This is a genomic window from Leucobacter sp. GX24907, assembly GCF_053567335.1.
This window is the reverse complement of the sequence record NZ_JBSGPD010000005.1, coordinates 271,417-293,291: the sequence shown is the minus strand read 5'-3', so window position 1 is coordinate 293,291 and position 21,875 is coordinate 271,417. Positions and strand designations below refer to the sequence as shown.

Annotated in this window: 14 protein-coding genes; 12 read left to right on the top strand and 2 right to left on the bottom strand. The window is 66.5% G+C overall.

Annotated features, from left to right (window positions below):
* Nucleotides 1-2: 2 nt before the first annotated feature.
* From ACUYV6_RS09835 to ACUYV6_RS09820, 4 genes are all read left to right on the top strand, one after another.
* Nucleotides 3-1,142 (top strand): glycosyltransferase, encoded by a 1,140-nt coding sequence (locus tag ACUYV6_RS09835; RefSeq protein WP_449278484.1) that lies wholly within the window; start codon nucleotides 3-5, stop codon nucleotides 1,140-1,142.
* A 40-nt stretch (nucleotides 1,143-1,182) separates the two neighbouring features.
* Nucleotides 1,183-2,508 (top strand): winged helix DNA-binding domain-containing protein, encoded by a 1,326-nt coding sequence (locus tag ACUYV6_RS09830; protein WP_449278483.1) that lies wholly within the window; start codon nucleotides 1,183-1,185, stop codon nucleotides 2,506-2,508.
* A 104-nt stretch (nucleotides 2,509-2,612) separates the two neighbouring features.
* Nucleotides 2,613-3,101, top strand: a complete 489-nt coding sequence (locus ACUYV6_RS09825; protein WP_449278482.1) for a YajQ family cyclic di-GMP-binding protein — start codon at nucleotides 2,613-2,615, stop codon at nucleotides 3,099-3,101.
* Between the two features lie 29 nt (nucleotides 3,102-3,130).
* Entirely contained in the window at nucleotides 3,131-3,547 is a 417-nt protein-coding gene (locus ACUYV6_RS09820; protein ID WP_449278481.1) for a DUF3151 domain-containing protein, read from the top strand.
* Here ACUYV6_RS09820 and ACUYV6_RS09815 read toward each other — a convergent pair.
* The gene (locus tag ACUYV6_RS09815) at nucleotides 3,544-4,377 is read right to left on the bottom strand and encodes a CPBP family intramembrane glutamic endopeptidase (RefSeq protein WP_449278480.1); all 834 of its coding nucleotides are present in this window, start codon (nucleotides 4,375-4,377) and stop codon (nucleotides 3,544-3,546) included. The genes ACUYV6_RS09820 and ACUYV6_RS09815 overlap by 4 nt on opposite strands.
* A 97-nt stretch (nucleotides 4,378-4,474) precedes the next feature.
* Between ACUYV6_RS09815 and ACUYV6_RS09810 the strand changes: the two genes are divergently transcribed.
* From ACUYV6_RS09810 to ACUYV6_RS09800, 3 genes are all read left to right on the top strand, one after another.
* The gene (locus ACUYV6_RS09810) at nucleotides 4,475-5,155 is read left to right on the top strand and encodes a TetR family transcriptional regulator (RefSeq protein WP_449278479.1); all 681 of its coding nucleotides are present in this window, start codon (nucleotides 4,475-4,477) and stop codon (nucleotides 5,153-5,155) included.
* A 72-nt stretch (nucleotides 5,156-5,227) separates the two neighbouring features.
* Nucleotides 5,228-6,514 carry an adenylosuccinate synthase gene (locus tag ACUYV6_RS09805; RefSeq protein ID WP_449278478.1) on the top strand — a complete coding sequence of 429 codons (1,287 nt, stop codon included), beginning with the start codon at nucleotides 5,228-5,230 and terminating at the stop codon, nucleotides 6,512-6,514.
* Nucleotides 6,515-6,533: 19 nt separating this feature from the next.
* On the top strand, nucleotides 6,534-6,848 hold the full coding sequence (locus ACUYV6_RS09800; protein WP_449278477.1) for a chorismate mutase: 315 nt from the start codon (nucleotides 6,534-6,536) through the stop codon (nucleotides 6,846-6,848).
* Here the strand turns inward: ACUYV6_RS09800 and ACUYV6_RS09795 are convergent.
* Entirely contained in the window at nucleotides 6,845-7,804 is a 960-nt protein-coding gene (locus tag ACUYV6_RS09795) for a 3-methyladenine DNA glycosylase (protein WP_449278476.1), read from the bottom strand. The genes ACUYV6_RS09800 and ACUYV6_RS09795 overlap by 4 nt on opposite strands.
* Before the next feature lie 304 nt (nucleotides 7,805-8,108).
* Between ACUYV6_RS09795 and ACUYV6_RS09790 the strand changes: the two genes are divergently transcribed.
* The 5 genes from ACUYV6_RS09790 (at nucleotide 8,109) to ACUYV6_RS09770 (ending at nucleotide 21,801) form a co-directional block, all read left to right on the top strand.
* Complete coding sequence (locus tag ACUYV6_RS09790) at nucleotides 8,109-17,867, top strand: isopeptide-forming domain-containing fimbrial protein (protein ID WP_449278475.1); 9,759 nt, start codon at nucleotides 8,109-8,111, stop codon at nucleotides 17,865-17,867.
* Nucleotides 17,864-18,235 (top strand): RNA-binding S4 domain-containing protein, encoded by a 372-nt coding sequence (locus tag ACUYV6_RS09785; RefSeq protein ID WP_449278474.1) that lies wholly within the window; start codon nucleotides 17,864-17,866, stop codon nucleotides 18,233-18,235. Before ACUYV6_RS09790 ends, ACUYV6_RS09785 begins: the two co-directional genes overlap by 4 nt.
* A gap of 21 nt (nucleotides 18,236-18,256) precedes the next feature.
* Nucleotides 18,257-18,877, top strand: a complete 621-nt coding sequence (locus ACUYV6_RS09780; protein ID WP_449278473.1) for an IMPACT family protein — start codon at nucleotides 18,257-18,259, stop codon at nucleotides 18,875-18,877.
* A gap of 78 nt (nucleotides 18,878-18,955) precedes the next feature.
* Nucleotides 18,956-20,161, top strand: a complete 1,206-nt coding sequence (locus ACUYV6_RS09775; protein ID WP_449278472.1) for a DNA polymerase III subunit delta' — start codon at nucleotides 18,956-18,958, stop codon at nucleotides 20,159-20,161.
* A complete protein-coding gene (locus ACUYV6_RS09770) occupies nucleotides 20,158-21,801 on the top strand; it encodes an alpha/beta hydrolase (protein WP_449278471.1) in 1,644 nt (547 codons plus the stop codon). The genes ACUYV6_RS09775 and ACUYV6_RS09770 overlap by 4 nt, the downstream gene beginning before the upstream one ends.
* Nucleotides 21,802-21,875 lie beyond the last annotated feature (74 nt).

The following is a 21,875-nucleotide window of genomic DNA, read 5'->3' as shown; positions in this document are numbered from 1 at the left end:
CAGTGCGGCTCATCTTCGACGCGCGGTACATCCGCACCGATTTTCACGACGGCATCAGCCGCTTCTCTGCCTCGCTCGCCGAGGCGGTTGCGGCTGAGGCCGAGAATCGGGGCGTCGAGCTGGCCTTCCTCATCCACGACGAGGGCCAGCGGCGCCTCCTCCCCGCAGGCGCCCGCGTGCTGCGCATCCACGCACCGACCTCGCCCCTGGAGCCGTTCACCGCTCTGATCTTGAACCGCCACCGGCCCGATGCCGTGTTCTCTCCCATGCAGACCATCGGTTCGCTGGGCCGACGATTCGGGCTGATCCTCACCCTGCACGACACCATCTATTACCGGCACCGCACGCCGCCAAGAGATCTGCCCGCGCTCGTGCGGCTCGGCTGGCGACTCTTCCATCTCGCATACTGGCCGCAGCGTCTCGTGCTCGACCGGGCCGACGTCGTCGCGACCGTGAGCGAGACGAGTCGCCGGCAGTTCGCCGACGTGCGGTTGACGAAGCGGCCGGTCGTGGTGCTCGCCAATGCCCCGCAGCGCCTCGGGGAGCTGCTGGCGGGCGAGGATGCGGCCGATGGCACCGCGGCCGATAGTACAGCCGCCGATAGCTCCGCGCCGCCGCGCAGTATCGTCTACATGGGGTCGTTCATGCCCTACAAGAATGTTGAGACGCTCGTGCGCGGCATGGCCGATCTGCCCGAACACACACTGCATCTGCTCAGCCGCATCTCTGACGAGCGTCGTCGCGAGCTCGAAGCCCTCGCACCTGCCGGGGCATCGATCGTCTTCCATAACGGGGTCAGCGACGCCGAGTATGCGACCCTGCTCGCCGACGGCGCGATCCTCGCGACCCTCAGCTTGGACGAGGGATACGGATTGCCCATCGCGGAGGCGCTCGCATTCGGCGTGCCCGCCGTCGTCAGCGATCTCGAGATCTTCCGCGAAGTCGCGGGAGACGGTGCGCTCTTCGTGTCTGCGCAGGATCCCGCAGGCTTCGCCGCAGCGGTGCGCTCTCTGGATGACGATGCACGGCGCGGGGCGCTTGTCGCGGCGGGTCGGGCGCACGCCGCCCAGTACTCGTGGACAGGGACGGCTGGCGCACTGCTCGACGCTGCGGCACGGGTCGGATCCCGTAGCGTGCGCTGAACGAACTGCATGAGCTGAGTGAACTGCATATGCTGAGCCCATGAACGCTGCACCCGCGCACCCGGCCCTGAGCGCCATTGAACTCCTCAACCTGCGTATGCGGGCGCTCGGGTTGACGGCTCCGGTGCCGGGGCTTGCAGGTGCCGGGCTTGCTGACACAGGGCCCACAGGTTCTGGACCTGCGAATTCGGGGCCGGATCGCATCGCCGCCGTCGCCCGGCACCTGTTGGCGGCGCAGGGGCAGGACTGGCGATCTTCCCGGTGGGCGCTCGGCCGTCGTGCCCCGGGTTCGACCCTCGCCGATGTGGTGGAGACCTTCGACTCGGGCCGTATCGTGCGCTCCTGGCCGATGCGGGGCACCATTCACGTCACCGCTGCGGAGGACATCGGCTGGATGCAGCGGGCCACCGGTGCTCGAGTGCTCGCGGGGGCTCCGAAACGGCGCGAGTACCTCGGGCTCGAGGATGCGATGCTCGAGCGAATGGTCGGTATCACGGAGGCGGCGCTCGCGGGCGGCCGTAGCCTGAGTCGTGATGAGCTTGCCGCGCTCTGGACCGAGGCCGGAATCGATTGGAAGAGCAACTGGCGGTATCACGCCATTTGGTGGATGTGCCAGAACGGCATCACCGTCTTCGGGCCGGTGCACAGGCGCTCCGGCGATCAGGCGGTTGCCGAGGCCGCCGCCAAGGCCGCCGCGGGCACCGCAGTCGCGCCGGCCGCCGCCGACGCTGAGCCGAGGCTCGTGCTCGCCTCCGAGTGGATCTCGCACCCGCGCACGCTCGACGGCGATGAGGCTCTTGCCGAGATCGCCGCGCGTCACGCCGCCGCCCGTGGCCCTGTGCAGATACGCGACCTTTCCTGGTGGACCGGACTCACCGTGCGCGACGCGAAGCGCGGCGTCGCGCTCGCCGCAGAGGCCGGCCGACTCGTGCCGGTGATGGTGGATCCGGGAGGCGCTGGTAGCTCAGACGTGCATAGCGACTCAGGCGTGCGTGGCGGAGAGTACTGGGTCGATCCGGAACTGCTCGACGCCGGTCGGGTAGCCGCGCCCGCCGCGTCTGCCGGCGCCGATCACCTCCTGCTGCCCGCGTTCGACGAGCATCTACTTGGCTACACCGACCGATCCGTCCAACTGGCGCCGGGCGACCTCGACCGCGTCGTACCGGGCCGCAACGGCATGTTTCTCGCGACGGTGGTGCGCGGTGGACGCACGGTCGCCACCTGGAAGCGCGGCCCGCGCAAGGCGCCGGAGATCCTGGTCTCGCCGTTGCCCGGGTGCACGGTGGATCCCCAAAGCCTCGAACACGAGGCCCGGGCCTGGGCAGAATTCCACGGCACACCCAGTCCGGCCGTATCGATCGTCTGAGGTGCTGAGGTGTTGAGGTGTTGAGGTGTTGAGGTGTCGAGGTGCTGAGTGCCCGAGTCCCGGGTGCTCGGCCGCGCCTCACCCGCTCGGGGTAGCATGTCGGCATGGCTGATTCTTCGTTTGACGTGGTGAGCAAGATCGACTCGATGGAGGTCGAGAACGCGGTGAACCAGGCCCGCAAGGAGGTCGAGCAGCGCTACGACTTCAAGGGCGTTGGCGCCGATGTCTCGTTGAGCGGTGGGGGCATCGTGATCCGGGCCAACACCGAGGAGCGGGTGAACGCCGTGCTCGACGTGCTGCAGTCAAAATTCATCAAGCGTGGCATCTCGCTGAAGGCCCTTGACGCGGGCGAGCCCTATGCCAGCGGCAAGGAGTACCGCATCGAGGCGAAGCTCAAGGAGGGCATCGACCAGGCCACCGCGAAGCAGCTGAACAAGCTGATCCGCGACGAGGGCCCGAAGGGCGTGAAGTCGCAGATCCAGGGTGATGAGCTGCGTGTTTCATCGAAGAGCCGAGACGACCTGCAGAGCACGATCTCGCTGCTCAAGGGCGCGGACGTCGACACCGCGTTGCAGTTCGTGAACTTCCGCTAGCAGGTCTCGCCGACGGATAGACTGGGCGGATGATCGGAGAGAACCTGCTTGCGCCCGAGCCCACGCTGCTGCCGCAGGAGCGCGAGGTGGAGGCTGCGCTCGCCGCAGGCGCCGAGCCCGAGTCGGTGGTTCGGGATCATCCGAACTCGCCGTTGGCCTGGTCCGTGCTCGCTGACCGGGCCGATGCAGATGGTCGTGAGATCGAGTCGTACGCGTTCGCCCGCGTCGGCTATCACCGCGGTCTCGACGCGCTGCGCCGCGCGGGCTGGCGGGGTGCCGGCCCCGTGCCGTGGTCGCATGAACCCAATCGCGGCGTGCTGCGCGCCCTGTACGCGCTGCGGCGTTCGGCGCAGCGCATCGGCGAGCAGAGCGAGGTCGAGCGACTGACCGACTTCTTGAACGATGCCGATCCGTCGGCGATCGCGACGCTCGAGGCTTCGAACTAGCCTGCGGACGGGCCGGGAGTTCTGGCGTCGGCTCCGCGCAGGGCGAAGCGCCAGACGAGCGCGGCGGCGGCGAGCCACAGGATCCACCCGACCGCCTCAGCCGCCCAGTTGACGCCGTCTCCCGACGCAATCGACTGGGTGAGGAACACCCTGATGCTATTCAGTGCACCGTGCACGATGACGGCCGGCCACACCGAGCCCGACCAGAGGCGGAGGGCGACCATGAACGGTGCCCAGGAGCCGATCGAGAGCAGGTAGGCCATGCCCGTCTCTGCTCCGCCGTCGCCGATGATCAGCGGTATCGCTGGGAGGTGCCACACCATCCAGGCGACGGCTGAGCACGCGGCGAGAGGCCAGAAGCCGAGACCGCGCAGTCGTGACACCAACCAACCGCGCCACCCGAATTCCTCGCCGATCGCGAACACGGACTGCATGACCCACAGGATCGGAACCGCGAGCGCCGCGGTGAGTATCGCGGTGCCAGTGGTGGTTTCGTGGCCGGTTGCGAGCCCTGATCCGAGCTGCACGAGCCCGATGACCACCAGCGTCGCGATGCCGACGCCGAGTGCGCGCCACGATCTGCCCCAGCGCAGCGCGAACTGCTCGGCGAACCTGCCCGGGCGCACGGCCGCGAAGACGATCACGGCCGCGATGAGAGGTGTGAGCTGTGCGGCAGGCACGAGCACTCCGAGAAGCTCTTCGGGGGTGCCCCCGAAGATCGCGGGCGCTGCGACCCCGAAGCACAATGCGGTGGCGAGAAGCACAAAGATCGTGCTTTCGATGGCGTGACGAGGGCGAGTGTGGTTCTGCGTCGCGGATCGAGCATTCATCGTCGGGACTCCGTCCTGCTCTCGAACTGTTTGTTCAATGTACAAACCATAGTTTCTACAGTGTACAAATATCTCGTGGAATCGTAAACTGGTATTCGTGAATGAAGCGAAGCCTGGTGCGCCTGCGGCCCAGGTACCCGGAGCGACCAGGCGTGGACCGCGGGGCGATATCGACCGGGAGCGAATCCTCCGGGCGGCAGACCGACTCGTTCGCGAGCGGGGAACGATCGAGGGCATCGGGCTCCGGGCGGTCGCAGCCGAGGTGGGAGTTGCCGCGAACACGCTCTACACCTACTTCCCGTCGCTCCAAGCGATTTGGCACGACCTGGGCGATGAGCGGCTCGGAATGCTGCACCCTGAGGAGTTGCTTGATATCTCGTGCCGACACTGCGCGCTCACGCAGCTAGTCGAGCGTGCGCAAGCCATGTCCGAGACACCCGGCACGCTGTCACTCCTGCGTGCGCAGCCCATCCTTGGTCCGCACTCCTTCCGACTGAGCGAGACGATCATGAGCCTGACTGCGGATGCGCTGGTCGATCCGCGTGACGCTCACGACCTCATCGTCGGCTGGTTCTACGGCAGCACCGTACTCTCGGCGGAGGGGTGGAGGAGCGGCACCGACGAGATCAGGGCGGAGGTCGACCTCTCGGGCTTCCCGCTGATCGCCGCGCGGTCCGAGGCTGCGCCCGGGGCGCAGTGGGACGCGATCCTGCGGGGCCTCGGAATCGGATGCGTGAGAACGCCGCAGCACGGCGTGCGAGAAGCACCCTCAAACTGACGCAGACTTGGCTGGAGCATCCCCTTCGTTAGACTGGGCCGGTATCTGCCTAAGTGCTAAGGAGGGGCTGAGATGCCCGCTGTACTCATCACCGGTGCCCAGTGGGGCGATGAAGGCAAGGGTCGGGCGACCGATCTGCTCGGCAGTCGAGTCGACTACGTCGTGAAGTTCAACGGCGGCAACAACGCCGGTCACACCGTCGTCATCGGCAGTGAGAAGTACGCCCTGCACCTGCTCCCATCGGGCATTCTGACGCCCGGTGTGGTTCCGATCATTGCGAACGGTGTCGTGGTCGACCTCGAAGTGCTCAAGAGCGAGCTCGACGCTCTCACCGAGCGCGGCGTGGATGTGTCGCGACTCAAGGTGAGCGCGAACGCCCACGTCATCACCGCATACCACCGCACACTCGACAAGGTGACCGAGCGATTCCTCGGCAAGCGTCAGATCGGCACCACCGGCCGTGGCATCGGCCCCGCCTACGCAGACAAGATCAACCGCGTCGGGATCCGCATTCAAGATCTCTTCGACGAGAACATCCTGCGCCAGAAGGTCGAGGCGGCGCTCGACTTCAAGAACCAGGTACTCGTCAAGATCTACAACCGCCGGGCGATCGGCGTCGATGAGGTCGTCGACGAGTTGCTCTCCTACCGCGAGATGCTCGAGTCCATGGTCTGCGACACCGGGTTGATGCTGCACGAGGCGATGCAGCAGGGCAAGAACGTGCTGTTCGAGGCCGGTCAGGCGACGATGCTCGACATCGATCACGGCACCTATCCCTTCGTGACCTCATCGAACGCGACCGCGGGAGGCGCATCGACCGGATCGGGCATGCCTCCGCATCAGATCGATCGCGTGATCGCCGTGATCAAGGCGTACACGACCCGTGTCGGTGCGGGCCCGTTCCCGACCGAGCTCTTCGACGAGTACGGCGAGCACCTCGCTCAGCAGGGGCACGAGTTCGGCACCACGACCGGGCGCCCTCGTCGCTGCGGCTGGTATGACGCGCCGATGGCCCGCTACGCGTCTCGCATCAACGGCGTCACGGACTTCGTGCTGACGAAGCTCGATGTGCTGTCGGGGCTCGAGACGATTCCGGTCTGCGTAGCGTACGACGTGAACGGGGTGCGCCACGATGAGATGCCGGTCAACCAGAGCGACTTCCATCATGCGCAGCCGATCTATGAGGAGTTCCCGGGTTGGACCGAGGACATCACGGGTGCCCGGAGCTTCGACGACTTGCCGAAGAATGCACAGGACTACATCCTTGCGCTCGAGCAGATGAGCGGGTCGCGCATCTCCGCGATCGGCGTCGGCCCCGAGCGTGAGCAGGTTGTCGTTCGCCATGACCTGCTCGACTGACAGGAAGAGAGAACGGGCAGTGACTTCAGAACGGGCAGCGGAGTCAGAGGACCCGCAGGAGGAACTGCTGCGACTGCGTTCGAGCATCGACAACATCGATGCCGCCCTCGTGCACATGCTGGCCGAGCGCTTCAAGGCGACCCAGCGAGTCGGGCGGCTGAAGGCGCAGCACAGCATGCCGCCGTCCGACCCCGATCGCGAGGCCCGTCAGATCGCGCGGTTGCGCAGGCTCGCTGAAGACGCCCACCTCGACCCCGAGTTCGCCGAGAAGTGGTTCAATTTCGTCGTCGCGGAGGTCATCCACCACCACCGCAACATCGCGTCGGAAGGCTAGCGCGAGAGTTCCGCACGAGCGCGTTCGATCGCATCGAGCGCCCGGTCGCGGAGCCCGTTCCCCCGCTCGGCGAAGTCCGCTTGCAGGCGAGCGTAGTGACGTTTCCCGTCCGAGGTCTCGATCGGGATCGCGTCGAGCCCGTATCCGCGCACGTCATATGGCGAAGCTCGCATATCTACCCGGCGGATATCTCGTGCGAGCTCAAAGGCATCCAGGAGCAACTCTCCTGGAATGATCGGGCCGAGTTTGCCGCACCACTTGTATATGTCCATGCCCGCATGCAGGCAGCCCGGCTGTTCGAGCGAGGGCTGGTTCTCGCGTGTGGGGTGCAGTTCGTTGCGCGGCCGAGCGCTTGGCGTAAAGAACCGGAACGCATCGAAGTGGCTGCAGACCACGGGGTGCTCCTCGACGATTCGGTCGCTCAAGGCATGGCCGAGTCGCAGTGGGAGGCCGACGTGACGAACCTGCTCGGGACCGAGGCGATAGATCATCGCCCATTCGTGGAGTCCGAAGCAGCCGAGACTCGGTGGCCGGTCTCGGGTCGCCGAGAGGAGATCGGCGACGTAGTCGACGGTGCCGGCGCGTCGGGCGAAGAAGGCGGAGACGTCGACGCGCGCATTCCCGGATGCATCGACACGGTAGAACTTCCAGTCCTGGCGCTCTGCACCTGCCCGCAGTAGGACGCCCGGCCCCGGATGCCAGCGGGCGAGTTCACCGGGCGTCATCCGGTAGTAGGTGAAGAGGAAGTCCTCGATCGGGTGACGTTCTCGACGTGCCGCGCGAGCGCGGTGCTCGGCGGTCAGCGCTTCAGCTCGCGCGAGATGGCCGCGTTCCTGCTCGCGCCACTGCTCCTCTGGAAGGGTCAGTGGCTTCTCGGGAAGGGCGAGTTGCTCTTCTGCGAGGAGCGGCTGCTCTTCCGGAAGAATCCCTGGAGGGATCTGGGCGGGTGCGGACACGCGATCCAGGATAGTTGTCGGCGAGGCCTGCTTCGCCTCGCGATCCACCTGGACGGCGACGAATATAGCGAACAGAGCGCGCAATTTGCGTCATGCGTTGTACATTTCTGCACATTTATTTCGACTTGTGTTGAAGTTCTGGGTAGTATTTCCCCCCGAAGTGGGTCCATCCGTCCCGTCCCAGCAGGATTCTGCCAGCGCGACACGCGGTCGGACTCGACAAATTGGGATTTCGCCGAGTTCGCTCGGAACAGACCTGGTTCGTGCGTGCACACGCGTGGGTCAGGAGCATTGGGGAATAAGTGTGTCGTCGATAGCACCTGCGCACGCAGCGCAGCGGACGGAAAAGCGCGGACTGCGCAAGTGGATTGCCGCAATCGCAGCGGGATCATTGGTGGCGGGCATGCTCGTCATGGTCGGCGTCGGTGCCGACCGGGTGCTGGCTGCCGGCCCCGCGCCGTCGGTAAGCGCATCGGTCTCGCAGAGTCCACTGCTCGCCGGTGAGGAGGGCACGCTCGATCTCGGCTTCCGCAATTCCGAGAACTCCGGTGACTTCAACCTCAGCGTCGGGATCGTCGCCCCGGTCGGCATCAAGGCGACGGGCTTCGGTGACCTCGGTGCTCCGACGAAGACGTACACACGGTCGAACGGGAACCCGATTCCCGGCAACTACACGGCCGATGCGCAGCAGTGCGCGGCGATGGGCCTCGTTTCGGCAGCGAACAGCAAGTGCGCGGTGCCCGAGGGCAGCCAGTACTTCGTCTTCATGAACATCTCGGACCTGCCGAACGGTGCGCGTAACTCGGCGCAACTCAGCTTCCTCCCGGACAGCGATATCTACGACGCAGGCACGGAGATCCCGTTCGTGGTCAGTGCGGTCACGAGCTCCCGCGCCGACCTGCTGCCGCGATTCCCCGGTACCACCAGTGTTGCGAGCGTGGCCGACGACTACACGTCTGCGAACGAGCCGGCCGAAGTGCAAGCACCGGTCGAGGCGTTGCGCATCACGAAGCGCGTCGCGAATCTTCCCGAGGACGAGCTTCTGCGTGGTGTGCACCAGAACCGAGCCGAGTATGTCATCGAGGTCGAGCACACCGGTGAAGGCGACGTGACCGGGCTGACGGGTGGGACCGGAGTCGAGGTCGTCGACTATCTGCCGGCCATGCTCGAGTACCTCGCCTGCGGCACGGACGATCACACTGAGAACGCGAACGGCAATGAGGGACATTCCGTCGAGTACCCGGGCGCTCCTCGACTCACCGCGGGCGCTTCAATCACCGGCAATGACTGCGGCGCGGCGACGAGTGTCGACACCGTGATGCACGACGGCGCTGTTCACACGAAGGTCGCCTGGAACCTCGGCACGCTCGGCGCAGGCGCCAACGGAGGCGTGCCGCAGAACTTCGAAGCGGGAACACCCGGAACCCCCGGCACGTACGAGATTCGCTACCTCGCCGGTGTGCCGCTCTTCGAGAACGCACTCTGGCCCGACGATTCCGCACCCACCGCGGCGTCGGGGGAGCAGGGGTCGAATCTGGACAACAACACGGGAGCCTCGACTCGGCAGGGCCAGCAGGACAGCCCGTGGGATGCAGAAGGCGCGACGAACACTGCTGAGACCGCCGGGGCGTACACGCTGAAGCACCCGGCAACCGGGCAGGATCCGGTGCACATCTCGCGAGACGATGACACCCGGACTGTCGACGTACTCGACGTCCGGCTGCTCAAGTCGGTCGACGACGGTCACTTCCAGCAAGCCCGACTCGCTCGCTACACGCTCGACATCACGACCAGCGAGTACGTGAACGCCGAGCTCGGCGAGGGCGGCAGCTCATCGATCCGGCCGAACCGACTGGTCGACGACCTCGGCGACGGCATCTGCCCCGCGATCCCGGAGAATGCTCCGATCACACCGAACGCGTCGCAGTACGACGGGCTCCCGCGCCTGATCCTCGGCAACCCGAAGAACCCAGACTCTGTGGGGGATGACCTCACACGGGCGGAGTGGAATGCTGCGCTCAGCGCGGCAGCCGGCGACTGCAGCTACTGGTCGACCCGTGACGGTGCGACGCTGGAGGGGCAGACCGCCAATCTCGATGGCACCCCGACCGGGTCGGACATCGACGCATCCCTGACCGGTATCGCCTACGACGATTCGAACGGACACTTCTTCCTCGACCTGCACATCGGGGCGATGGAAGCCGGGCAGCGCGTGCTGCTCACCTATACCGCGACGCAGAACACGAACTATGCGCAGGAGGACGGACAGTCCGGTGTCACGAGCTCGGGTGACCGGGTGTACAACGACGCCGAGATCGTCATGACGACGACGCCCTTCGTGTCGGACGATGTCGATACCGATGTCGTGAACGGTAACGGTGTCGGGGTCGACGATGACCTGCGCGCGCACGATGATTCGCGCGCCACGGTCAGCGCGCCGGAATCGGAGATGTCCAAGGAGGTGCTGCCTCGCAGCGTCGGCGCGGTTTCCGCCGCCGACATCGCCACGACGGCCGGATGGGTCGAAGACGAGGCGCCAGAGCCGTTCGCAGCCGGTGATCGGGTGTGGTTCAAGATTCACGTCGTTCCGCCGGCGCGCGCCGACGTGCGCAATGCGAAACTCACCGATTACCTGCCCCAGGGGTTGAAGATCGCCGGCGGCGAGCTGGTGCCCGGCGAGAACTACGTCGTCAAGCCCGCGAGCGGTTCGTTGAACAGCATCGGTGCGTGCACCGCATCCGACGGTGACTGGAGCGAAGCGGCCTGGCTGGATAAGTTCGTGCCCACGCCGAGTGTGACCGGGCAGCGCATCGACTGGACGCTCGGCGCCAACGACTGCGTCGCAGGCAACACCGACGACTTCTTCATGCCGTCGAACACGAACCTCGACTTCTACATCCAGGCAGTTGTGACCGGCACTTCAGCTGCGGGCGAGGTCGACCTTCCCCTGAACCAGGCGAAGTATCAGCAGCAGGGACGAGACGGCGACTCCGATGAGCTCGATATCTTCTTCGCACGCGATGAGGCCGGCATCGAGCTTGTCGCAACGCCGACGCTGATCAAGGGCATCGAAACGAACAGCTTCGATGGCATCACCGGGCTCGGCGCCGATGGGTGGAAGGGTGCGCCGAGTGGGGCGAACCAGGCCGCTGCACCGAACTACTCTGCGGGCACCTCGGACAACGCCTTCGGCAGCAACGTCGATGACGAGTACGCCGTGCAGCAGGACGACATCACCTTCCGCATCGACGTCACCGCTCCGCTCGGCAACGAGGCAGGCGCGGTCACGACCCGGGACTACGTGGTCTGGGACGCTCTGCCGAAGGGCGTCACGAAGGCCGACGTCGATGCCTCGAGCTTCGCGGCGCTGCTCTGCGCGGGCGCCGATGAGGCCTCGATCGAGTGCGATACGGACGCTCCCCTGGAGTCGGGCGACTTCACGGCTGAAGTCTTGAACCCCGGTGATGATGGGTACCCGGCGAACATCCGCGTGCCGAGTACGAGCTCGGGATCCGTCATCAAGTGGACGATGCACCATGACGTGGCCGGCTCCCAGCCGGGTGCGCTGCAGGGCTTCAGCCTGTTCTACACACTGCGGGTGCCGAGCGGCGTCACCGACGGTGGTGCCGCAGCGCTGATGCAGCAGAAGTACACGAATACTGCGGGAATCGTGGAGTACGGCGTCGCCAATACGGGAGACACTGCCGATGAACCCGAGACCTCGACACTCGTTCCCTTCGAGAGTGGCAGTGGTGTGCTGAACACCACTGAACAGGGGATTCTCGACGCGAGCAACTTCACCGCTCCGTTCGCCGAGACGCAAGACACGTCGGGCTTCCAGCTGCCGAACGCTGCGATGAAGAAGACCCGGGTCTCGACCGAGCACACCGCGAATGGCAATGCCGAGGGACAAATCGTGCAGGGCGAATACGCCACCTACGATATCTCCGTGCGCATTCCCGCGAACACCACTGTGCGCGAGGGCGTGCTCTTCGACGAGGGTGTGTTCCGTGGATTCGGAGGAGGCTCGATCAGCGGGGCCAACCCGGCCAACACAGTGCGCTATGAGCTCAAGAGCGCCTCGGTTGCAGTACCAGCCGGTGTGACCGCACCGACCCACATCGCTGCCGACGCGGCCGCGATCGACGACGCGTTCCAGTTCAACACGTCATCGGGCAAGCTCATCTTCCCGACGTCCTACTCGTCCGGCGACAGCGACCGTGAGTTCTCGGTGACGCTCGAACTGTGGGTCAAGGACATTGGCGAGACCAACGCCACAGGCGTGCCGAACATCCCGAACAACAAGGGACTGCGCAACTCCGCGCACTTCGATTCGAAGAGCCTCACCGGCACGGCGAACCCCCGCATCACCGGCACCGCCGACGTGACCTATGTCGAGCCGCAGCCGACGCTCGCGAAGACCGCGAGCGAACTGCAGGGTGCCGGTCGCACCGTCACGTTCACGCTCACCGCGGGCAATGCGAGTAACGCGCCGGTGCTCTACGATTCGGTCGTCTACGACTGCCTCCCGGCGAGCTTCGAGGAGCCGCAGGGCGGCTGGAACTTCAGTGCGACAAGCGCGAAGGCCTCCGATCAGACGGACGGCAAGTGCCGTGTCGAGGGAAGCGGCGCGGGCCAACGCGTCATCCCCGACGAAGACGGCACCGGCACGCTGATCGAATGGGCCGTCGGCGATCTTGCGCAGGGAACCGCGAACCGGCAGACGCTCACCTTCGACGCGGTCGTCAACGCCGCGGCGGGCGGCAACGAGACGTACACGAACCGCGCGCACATCATTGGCTTCACCCTGCCCGACACGGTGTCCGACGCGGATCGCCGCGGTGATCGCGCGACGGGTGCCGCTGCTACGGTGCGCATCCCGACAGCAACGCTCACCAAGAGCGTCGACCCCGAGAGCGCTCCGATCGGCGAGAAGGCCGAGTACACCGTGAGCGTCGCCATTCCGGCCGACGCGAACTACTACTCGTCGAAGGTCGTGGATACGCTGCCGGTGGGCGTCGAGTACGTCCCCGGGACGACCCGCATGGAACTCCGGAACGGCTCCGAGATCCTCGATAGTTTCGACGTCGATCCGGCGATCGCTGCAGGAACCGGCGGCGCTCAGGTGCTCACCTGGGGCTCGGACGACTTCCACATCGCCCGGGCCGATACGCCTCGCACCCTGGTGGTGACATACGAAGTGCGCATCACCGATGACATCGGAGCGGCGAACACGCTGACCAACTCCGCAGTGTTCACCTGGAATACGGCGGCAAACGGCAACGGGCGTGACGAGTCCACCGACCCGGGCACCGCAGACCTCGGTGTGCTCCACCCGCTGCTCGGTATCGACAAGCAGGTGAAGCACGCGGCCGCTGCCGACAGCACGCTTGCCGACGCGAAGTCCGGGAACCCTGATCAGCGCTTCAGCTACCGGGTGGAAGTGTCGAACATCGGTCAGGCCACGGCGAACCGTACCCCGGCGCACGACATCACGGTGACGGATGTCGTACCCGCCGGTGTCGTGATCGACGAGTCGACCTTCCGCATCGACGGCAACGCTGTCGCGACCCCGAACTCGGTGAGCTACGACCAGGGCAGCCGCACGATCACATGGACGCTCGCTGGGCCGCTGTACCCGCAGGAGCAGGCCGGTGAGACGAGTCCGCAGCGCGCGGCGCTCAGTTATGACGCGACGTTCGTCCCCTCCGCCCAGCTGACCCCGGGTGGCAAGACGAATACCGCAACGGTGACGGAGTTCTCGTCGTGTGCGGACGGCTTCGCCACCTGCGACGGAGACGAGGCGCGCACCTACGTGCCGGGGCAGAACAACGTTCCTGCCGCGACCGACTCGGCGACCGTGACTCCGCTCTTCCCGAGCGTGGTCCCGGAGAAGACGACGACCGACCCCGAGGGTCTGGCCTACGTCGACACTCCCTTCAACTGGACGCTTCGAATCTCGAACGAGGGGACGGGTATCGCGCAGTCGGTCACTGTCGCCGATGAGTTGCCGCCGAACTGGGAGTACGTCGGAAACCCGAAGATTCGTATCGGCACGGCTGAGCCTGTGGATCTAGCAGCTCCGACGCTCGGCACCAGTGCAGATGCGAACGTGACGCTCTCGTGGTCGGCCGCTCAGCTGGCCGCAGCCGGTGCCACTCCGCTCGCGGCAGGCGCAGAGTTCACCATCACCTTCGACGCCAAGCCGACCGACGACGCACTGACGACGCCGGGTACGGGACTCGAGGTGAACCCGCATACCAACACCATGCGGATCACTGCGACCGACACCACGGGTGCGTCGGAGAACGGTGCGGGAGACCGCTACGTGCCGACCCCCGAGGACACGGCGGATGCGCACATCGCCGAGGCCGATCTGCTGCTGGTGAAGGACGCCATCGGCGGCGTCGTCGAACAGGACGATGCAGACGAGAACCTCTACGGTCTCGATGCGGGAACCTGGGTTCCCGGCCAAGCACCGCTCCCCTCCGGCGATGACCAGTCAGTGTATGCGCAGCCGAAGTGGCGTATCACCGTGACGAACCACGGACCCGATGCGAGCTCCGGCCCGTTCGAACTGGTCGACACGCAGACGCTGCCCGACGGCGTAACGGTGAGCGGCTGGACGGCTCGCTACTACCCCGCGGGCGGGGGGACTCCCACCGATCTCTCGCTGAGTGGATCCGGGACTGCTCAGAACCCCTTCATCGTGGGCGACGATACCGTCTCGCTGAACGCAGCGGGCACCGACCGCATCGTGATTCTGGGGAACGTGAGTGTCGGCGCTGCGGCGCTCGCACAGGGCAACGACCTGATGAACGTCGCATCGGTCGACGGCGCGACGTTCGAGCGTCCGAGCAAGAAGGATCCCGACAGCGATCACCCGAACGAGGATGATGAGTCGAAGCCGCTCGAGACACGAGCCGATCTCGCGATCGAGAAGTCGGTGACCACCCCCGAAGCAGACCGCGGAGCGGGCAAACCGATCAGCTGGGACCTGCAGGTGACGAACCTGGGGCCATCGAACTCGCTCAGCGGAACCGAGAAGATCACGGTCTCCGACGAGGTGCCCGAGGGAGTCTTCGGCGTCGCCGACCCGTCGAACTCGACCTGGGCGGCGACGACGTCGAACGGTTGGCCCGCGAAGGCCGGTGACACGATCACCTGGACCTATCAGGGTGCTGCGATCGCTCCCGGCGCGAGCATTGCGACGATCACGCTCTCGGGCACGGTCGACCCGGCCCGCGTCGCTGATGTCGCGAACACGGCGAGCGTGGTTCCGGGCGACACGGAGGATCCTGATCTCGAGAACAACGAGGACGGAACGACGGTGCCGCTGAGCACCGACACCGCGCTCTCGATCGACAAGACTCGAGTGGTGCAGAACGGCTCCGGCGAGTGGGTCGCCGCCGGCGGCCTCGATCCGGTCCCTGCTCCGGTACCGGGTGAGCACGTGAGCTACCGCATCACCGTGACCAACAACGGCCCGGCCGTGGCTCGTGGAGTGCACGTCGTCGACCACCTGCCGTCGTACCTCAGCTACGTGAGCGCGACGGATGAGGTCGGAACGTGGGCGCCGCAGAGCGTCACCGTGGGCCAGAGCGGCGATGTTCGTTTCAACCTCACCGATCCTGCGCCCCTTGCGAGCCCGGTGGGACTCGCGGCCGATGACACCTTGAACACGGTGTCGTTCATCCTCACGACGCAGCTCGACTCGAACTTCGTGCTCGATGACGACTCCGAGGTCGTGAATGAGGCGACCGCGGATGCTGACAACGCGGATCCTGACACCGATGATGACCGTTCGAACACCCCGAGCCGCGATGCCAGGCTCGTGATCGAGAAGACCCACTCGGGCGATCCGATCGCGGGCACGGCGATCCCGTACACGCTCACGGTGACGAACAGCGGACCGTCGGCTTCCCGAGGTGCGATCGACATCACCGATCAGCTGCCCGAGGGACTGAGCTACGTCGCGAACTCTGCGCGCATCAGCGTCAGCGGTGGGACCGCGACTGCGCAGGAGCCGACGATCTCGAACGGCGGACGTGATCTCGCGTGGACGGTGGGCAGCTCTGCCGATACCTTCACCCTGCCCGTGGACAGCACGATCGTGGTCACGCTCGATGTGCTCATCGATGCGAACATCTCGAACGGCGTCAAGCAGAACACCGCGACCGTCGACGGCCCCGATGGGCCGCGCGACGATGACACCGACGAGGTGACCATCGAGCGCCAGGCCGACATGACGCTGGTCAAGAAGGTCGAGGATTCGGCGGATGTCTGGGTGGACGAGGCCGGAGCCGTGGCGGGCGAGACGAAGCGCTACCTGCTGACGGTGACGAACAGTGGTCCGTCGGCGAACCCCGCAACCCTCGTCGATGCTCTGCCCGAGCACCTGACCCTCGTGTCGGTGTCGCCGGTGGATGCGGAGAGCGGCTGGGACTGCTCCGCCTCGATCGCGGGCTCGCAGACGGCGACCTGCGGTCACGCGCAGCTCCCGGTCGGCACTACCGAGATCGTGGTGGTGGCGAAGCTCGCACCGAACGCGGTTGCGGGAGCCGGTGGTCAGCAGGCCGATTTCGAGAACACGGCCACGCTGAGTTGGACGGATCGCCGGACGGGCGACTCGGACGACCCTCACACCAGTGTGGATGATGCGATCATCCACGCGACCGCCGAAGCCGATCTCGTGCTGCAGAAGCGCAGTTGGGAAGCCGCGGACGAGGAGTGGGTCGATTCGGCCCAGGCCACGGCCGGTACCGAAGCCAGGTTCCGCATCGATGTGCGCAACGACGGTCCGAGCGATGTGATTGCTCCGGTCCGTGTCGAGGATGTGCTGCCGCAGGGCATCACCTTCGATCGACTGATCGGCGACGATACGCTGCGGTCGTGGCAGGCGGAGCCGGGCGAGGTGGACCCTGACACCGGTACGCAGACGGTCGTGTTCACCGCGATCGATGAGCACGGCGAGCAACTGGGTCTGAACTCGGGACAGTCGCTGCCGCCCCTGCGCTACGCGGCGAACGTCGCGCCGAGCGTGCCGAGCGAAGCATCCCTCGTGAACACGGCAGAGGTGACCTCGGGTACCACCGAGCGCAACCCTGACAACAACCGTGACGATGCAGAGGTGGTCGTCGACCGGGTTGCCGATCTCGCGCTCGAGAAGTCGCACGACGCCGCCGATGTGCGGGTCGGGGATGCGCTCGACTTCACCCTGGTGGTCACGAACCACGGTCCCTCCGATTCGTCGGGTGCCGTGGTCACCGATAGCGTGCCCGCCGGCCTGACCGTGCTGAGCGAACCGGGCGACCTCGGCAATGGGTGGACCATCGACTCGGTGCGGCCCGGCGCCGATGGCACGACCGAGGTCGTCGCCAGCTACGCCGAGAGCATCGCCGTCGGCGAGCAGTCGGAGCCGTTGCGCATCAGCACGCTTGTCGAGGCGCACGCCTACCCCGAGGTACTCAACACCGCCGTGGTGACGCCGATCGACGATCGGGAGCGCGATCCCGAACCGAGCAATGATCGTGCGGAAGACGTCGTCGATGTGCCGCCGCTCGTGACGCTGCTCACCGATAAACAGGCTGTGGGAGAGTTCCAGGTCGGAGGCACCGGCACGTACCGCATCACGGTCGAGAACGAGGGCCCCACGCCCGATCCCGGCCCGATCACGGTGACGGATCGACTGCCGAACGGTCTTGCGTTCCTCGGGTCGCCGAACCTGCCCGACGGGGTCACTGTCGAGGTGCGCGGAGGCACGGTGGTGTGGACGCTCGAGAACGGTCTTGCGGTCGGTGAGCAGGTCGAGATCGCGCTCGAGGTGCGCATCGGTCAGGCCGCGTATCCGGAGGTCGTGAACACCGTCACGGTGGATTCGGCTGCGGAGAAGACGCCCGAGTCGGTGCTCCAGGACGACGCAGTGGCACCGGTCGCAGCGGCAGACCCGCTCGCGATCACCGGTGGTGACCTCGCGGCGCTCTGGCTCGTGCTCGCGCTGCTGCTCCTGCTCGCCGGAGGTACCCTGCTGCTCAGGAGGCGCCGCGCTACCATCGAGGCATGAGTTCGGTACGCGTCGATAGTTGGGTATGGGCGGTGCGCCTGGCGAAAACCCGAAGCCAGGCCACCGCCGCTTGCCGAGCTGGGCACGTGCGAGTGAACGGCCGGGCGGCGAAAGCCGCCCAGTCGGTCACGCTCGGCGATGAGGTGCGCGTGCGCCTGCACGGCTTCGATCGGATCTACCGGGTGACCGGGCTCGCGACGAGACGAGGGAGCGCGACCGAGGCCGCGCAGTACTTCGAGGACCTCACGCCGCCGCCTCCGGCCCGGGTCGAACGACCCGCGGCTATTGTTCGGGATCGCGGGGCCGGTCGGCCCACTAAGCGCGAGCGCCGCGAGCTCGATCGACTGCGCGGCATGGCGCGCGAGTAAGCGCAGGCAGGCAGGGGAGTAGTGGATTACGAGACGATCGCCGCACCGGTGGACGCCGAGGTCGAGATTTCGCGATCTCGCTTCATCACCCGACTCGAGCGGGTCGAGAATGAGGCTGAGGCGCGTGCGGTCATCGCTGCCGCGCGGGCCGCGAATCCGAAGGCGGGTCACCACTGCTCGGCGTTCGTGCTGGGACCGGACGGTCGCGTGCAGCGGTCGAACGACGACGGAGAACCGGGCGGCACGGCGGGCGCTCCCATGCTGAACGCGCTCGTCTCTGCGGGGCTCAGCGATGTCGTCGCGGTCGTGACCCGCTACTTCGGTGGTGTGCTGCTCGGTGCGGGCGGCTTGACCCGCGCCTATGGAGGATCGGTCGCCGACGCCGTGCAGATCGCGAAGCGAGTGCGTCGTGCCCGGCGCTACGCGGTGATCGTACGGACCGCCTATGACGTCGCACCTCAGATCGAGGCGGAGGCGAGGCGTCGCGGTTACGGTATCGGGGAGGCCGAGTACACCGATACGGTCGCACAGACGTACCTGGTCGCCGAGGATGAACTCGGGTCAGTGGAAGCTCTCGCCGCCGAGCTCAGCGCCGGGACGGCGCGGGTCGAGCGCGGCGACAGCGACTATGTTGATTTATAACAAGCTGTGGATTTATAGCAAGCACAGTCGATTTGTGACCCACACAGTCTTGTCGGCTCTGCACGGTAGCCTCGAGTCATGACTTTCTGGGCCGACATCGCGGGTCAACCGGCTGCGGCTGCGGTACTCGAACGCGCGGCATCTCCGGAGGGGGCTTCAGAGCTCGCGCATGCCTGGCTCGTGACCGGTCCCCCCGGCTCCGGCCGATCCAACATCGCACTGCGCTTCGCCGCTGCGCTCATCGCGCGCAGGCCCGAGGAGCGGGAGGCCGTGCACGCCCAGGTGCGTGCGCGTACGCACCCCGATATCAGCGTCTTGACGACCCAGAAGCTAATCATCGGCATCGACGACGTGCGCGATATCCTCACGACCGCGCACTACGCGCCGGCCGAGGGGCGGCATCGCGTCATCGTGATCGAGGACGCTGATCGCATGCCCGAGCGCACCTCCAACCTGCTGCTCAAGGCGATCGAGGAGCCCCCCGAGCGCACGGTGTGGGTGCTCTGCGCGCCGAGCGAGGCGGACCTGCTGCCCACGATCCGTTCCCGTTGCCGCTCGCTGCGCCTCGCGACTCCCTCCATCGAAGAGGTCGCCCAGTTGTTGCAGCAGCGCGAGGGGGTTTCCGCGGAGACCGCTGAGCGGGCGGCACGTCTCGCGCAGAGCCATATCGGTATGGCCAGGCGGCTCGCGACCGACGCCGAAGCGCTCGCCCGTCGCAACCGCACCCTCGACCTCGCGTTCAGCGTTGTCACGCTGGGGGACGCGATGCAGGCGGCTGCCGCACTCACGAAGGTCGCCGAGGCCGACGCGGATGCCATGACCGCGGAGCTCGACGCCCGGGAGCGCGAGGAGGCGCTGCGCGGGCTCGGCATCGAGGCCGGTGGCGCGATTCCGCCCGCGTTGCGCGCCCAGATCCGGGCACTCGAAGAGGATCAGAAACGTCGGGCGAAGCGGAGCCTGCGCGACGGCATCGACCGGGTGCTCACCGACCTGCTCTCGCTGTTCCGCGACACGCTGCTCGTGGCACTCGGTGCGGACGCGCCGCTCATCAATGCGGAACGGCGCGACGGTATCGCTCAGCTCGCCGAAGGGTGGGGGGCCGAGCGTTCGCTCGCCGTCGTCGAGGCGGTTGAGCGCGCTCGTGAGCGTCTCGAACGCGGGGTGACCCCGAGTCTCGTGCTCGAGGCGCTCTTCGCGACGCTGGTCGCACCCACGTCTGTCGCGCCGGCTTCAGCGCACACAGCACCGGCACTATCTGAACTAGCACCGGGAGGCGCCGGATGACGATGCCGCCGGAACTCCAGGAGCCTGATCCGGATGAGGCCGCTCACGACGACGATCCGCGGGGACGCCGGTCGTGGCGCCGGAAGGGATGGGGGCCGTTCTTCGGCATCATCGCGCTGGTCGTGGCGGTCGCCCTGGCCGGGTACGGGCTGCTCCCGCTGTTCACGGGAGGGGGCAGTGATGCGGAGGGGACCCCCTCGAGCGAACCCGGTCCGCTTCCGGAAGAGCCTGCCGGATCCATCGAGAGCTTCGGCCAGCAGCAACCGAACTGGGCCGCCTGCGACGAGGGGATGCTCTGCGCCGAGGTGTACGCCCCGTTGGATTGGGATGACCCGGCCGGCGAGCGGATCTCATTGCGCCTCGTCAAGCACGAGGCCGCCGGCGATGCACTGGGCACGCTCTTCGTGAACCCGGGTGGCCCCGGTGTCTCCGCGGTCGATTACCTGATGCGGAATATCGACGGCGCCGTCACGCCCGAGGTCAAGAAGAGCTACGACGTCGTCACCTGGGACCCGCGCGGAGTCGGCGCCTCCACGGCGGTCGAGTGCGCTGACTCGAAGGGTCTCGACGAGTACCTGTTCGGAAGGTCTGACACCGACGGCCTCGAGGCCGGCAGCGACGAGTGGATCGAGGTCGCCACCGCCGAGGCCGAGGCCTTCGGTGAGGCCTGCGCCGAGCGCAGTGGCGACCTCATCAAGCACGTCGATACGCTCTCGACCGTGCACGACCTCGACATGCTGCGGTCGATCGTGGGAGATGCGCACCTCAACTACCTCGGCTTCTCATACGGCACCTACATCGGCTCGCTCTACGCCGATACCTTCCCGGAGAAGGTCGGCAGACTCGTGCTCGACGGTGTCATGGATCCGACGAGCACCGCGAACGATGTGGTGCTCGAGCAGACCAAGGGCTTCGAGAACGCGCTGCGCGCCTATCTTGAAGACTGTCTTGGGCGCAGCGACTGTCCGTTCACGGGAACTGTCGATCAGTCGGTGCAGCAGATCGGGGACCTGCTCACTCAGGTCGAGGAGCACCCGCTGCAAGGGCGCGACGGCCGCTGGGTGACCAGTCGCACCATGATCACCGCGATCATCACGCCCCTCTATTCGAAGGAGTCGTGGAACGCCCTCGACCAGTTGTTCACGAGTATCGCGCAGGGCGATCCGGACACCGCATTCTGGCTCGCAGACTTCTACTACGACCGTGTCGACGGCGAGTACCGAAGCAACTCCAATGAGGCGTTCGCGGCGATCAACTGCCTCGATCGTGCCACTGACCCCGATCCTGAGCGAATGCGCCAGCGGGCGGCCGAGCTCGCAGCGGCAGCTCCGATCATTGGCCCCTACCAGGGGTACGTCGATATCTCTTGCGTGGGCTGGCCTGGCGCGGAGAATGCGACGCAAGATCCGCCGAAGGCGGCCGGGGCCGGTCCGATCCTCCTTGTCGGCACGGCCGGTGATCCTGCAACTCCGTATCGCTGGGCCGAGTCCGTCGCCGAGCAGCTCGAGAGCGGCGTGCTCGTCACCTACGAAGGAGAGGGGCATATCGCGTACGGGGAGAACGACTGCATCGACGCCGTAATCGATGATTATCTGCTGAATGGCGCGGTTCCCGCGGGTGATCCCCGGTGCTCTGCGTGACCGCCTGGACGTGCTCGTGACCGCCTGGACGTGCTACAGTAGTCGATTGTGCGCGACAGCTATGCCGCGTTCCC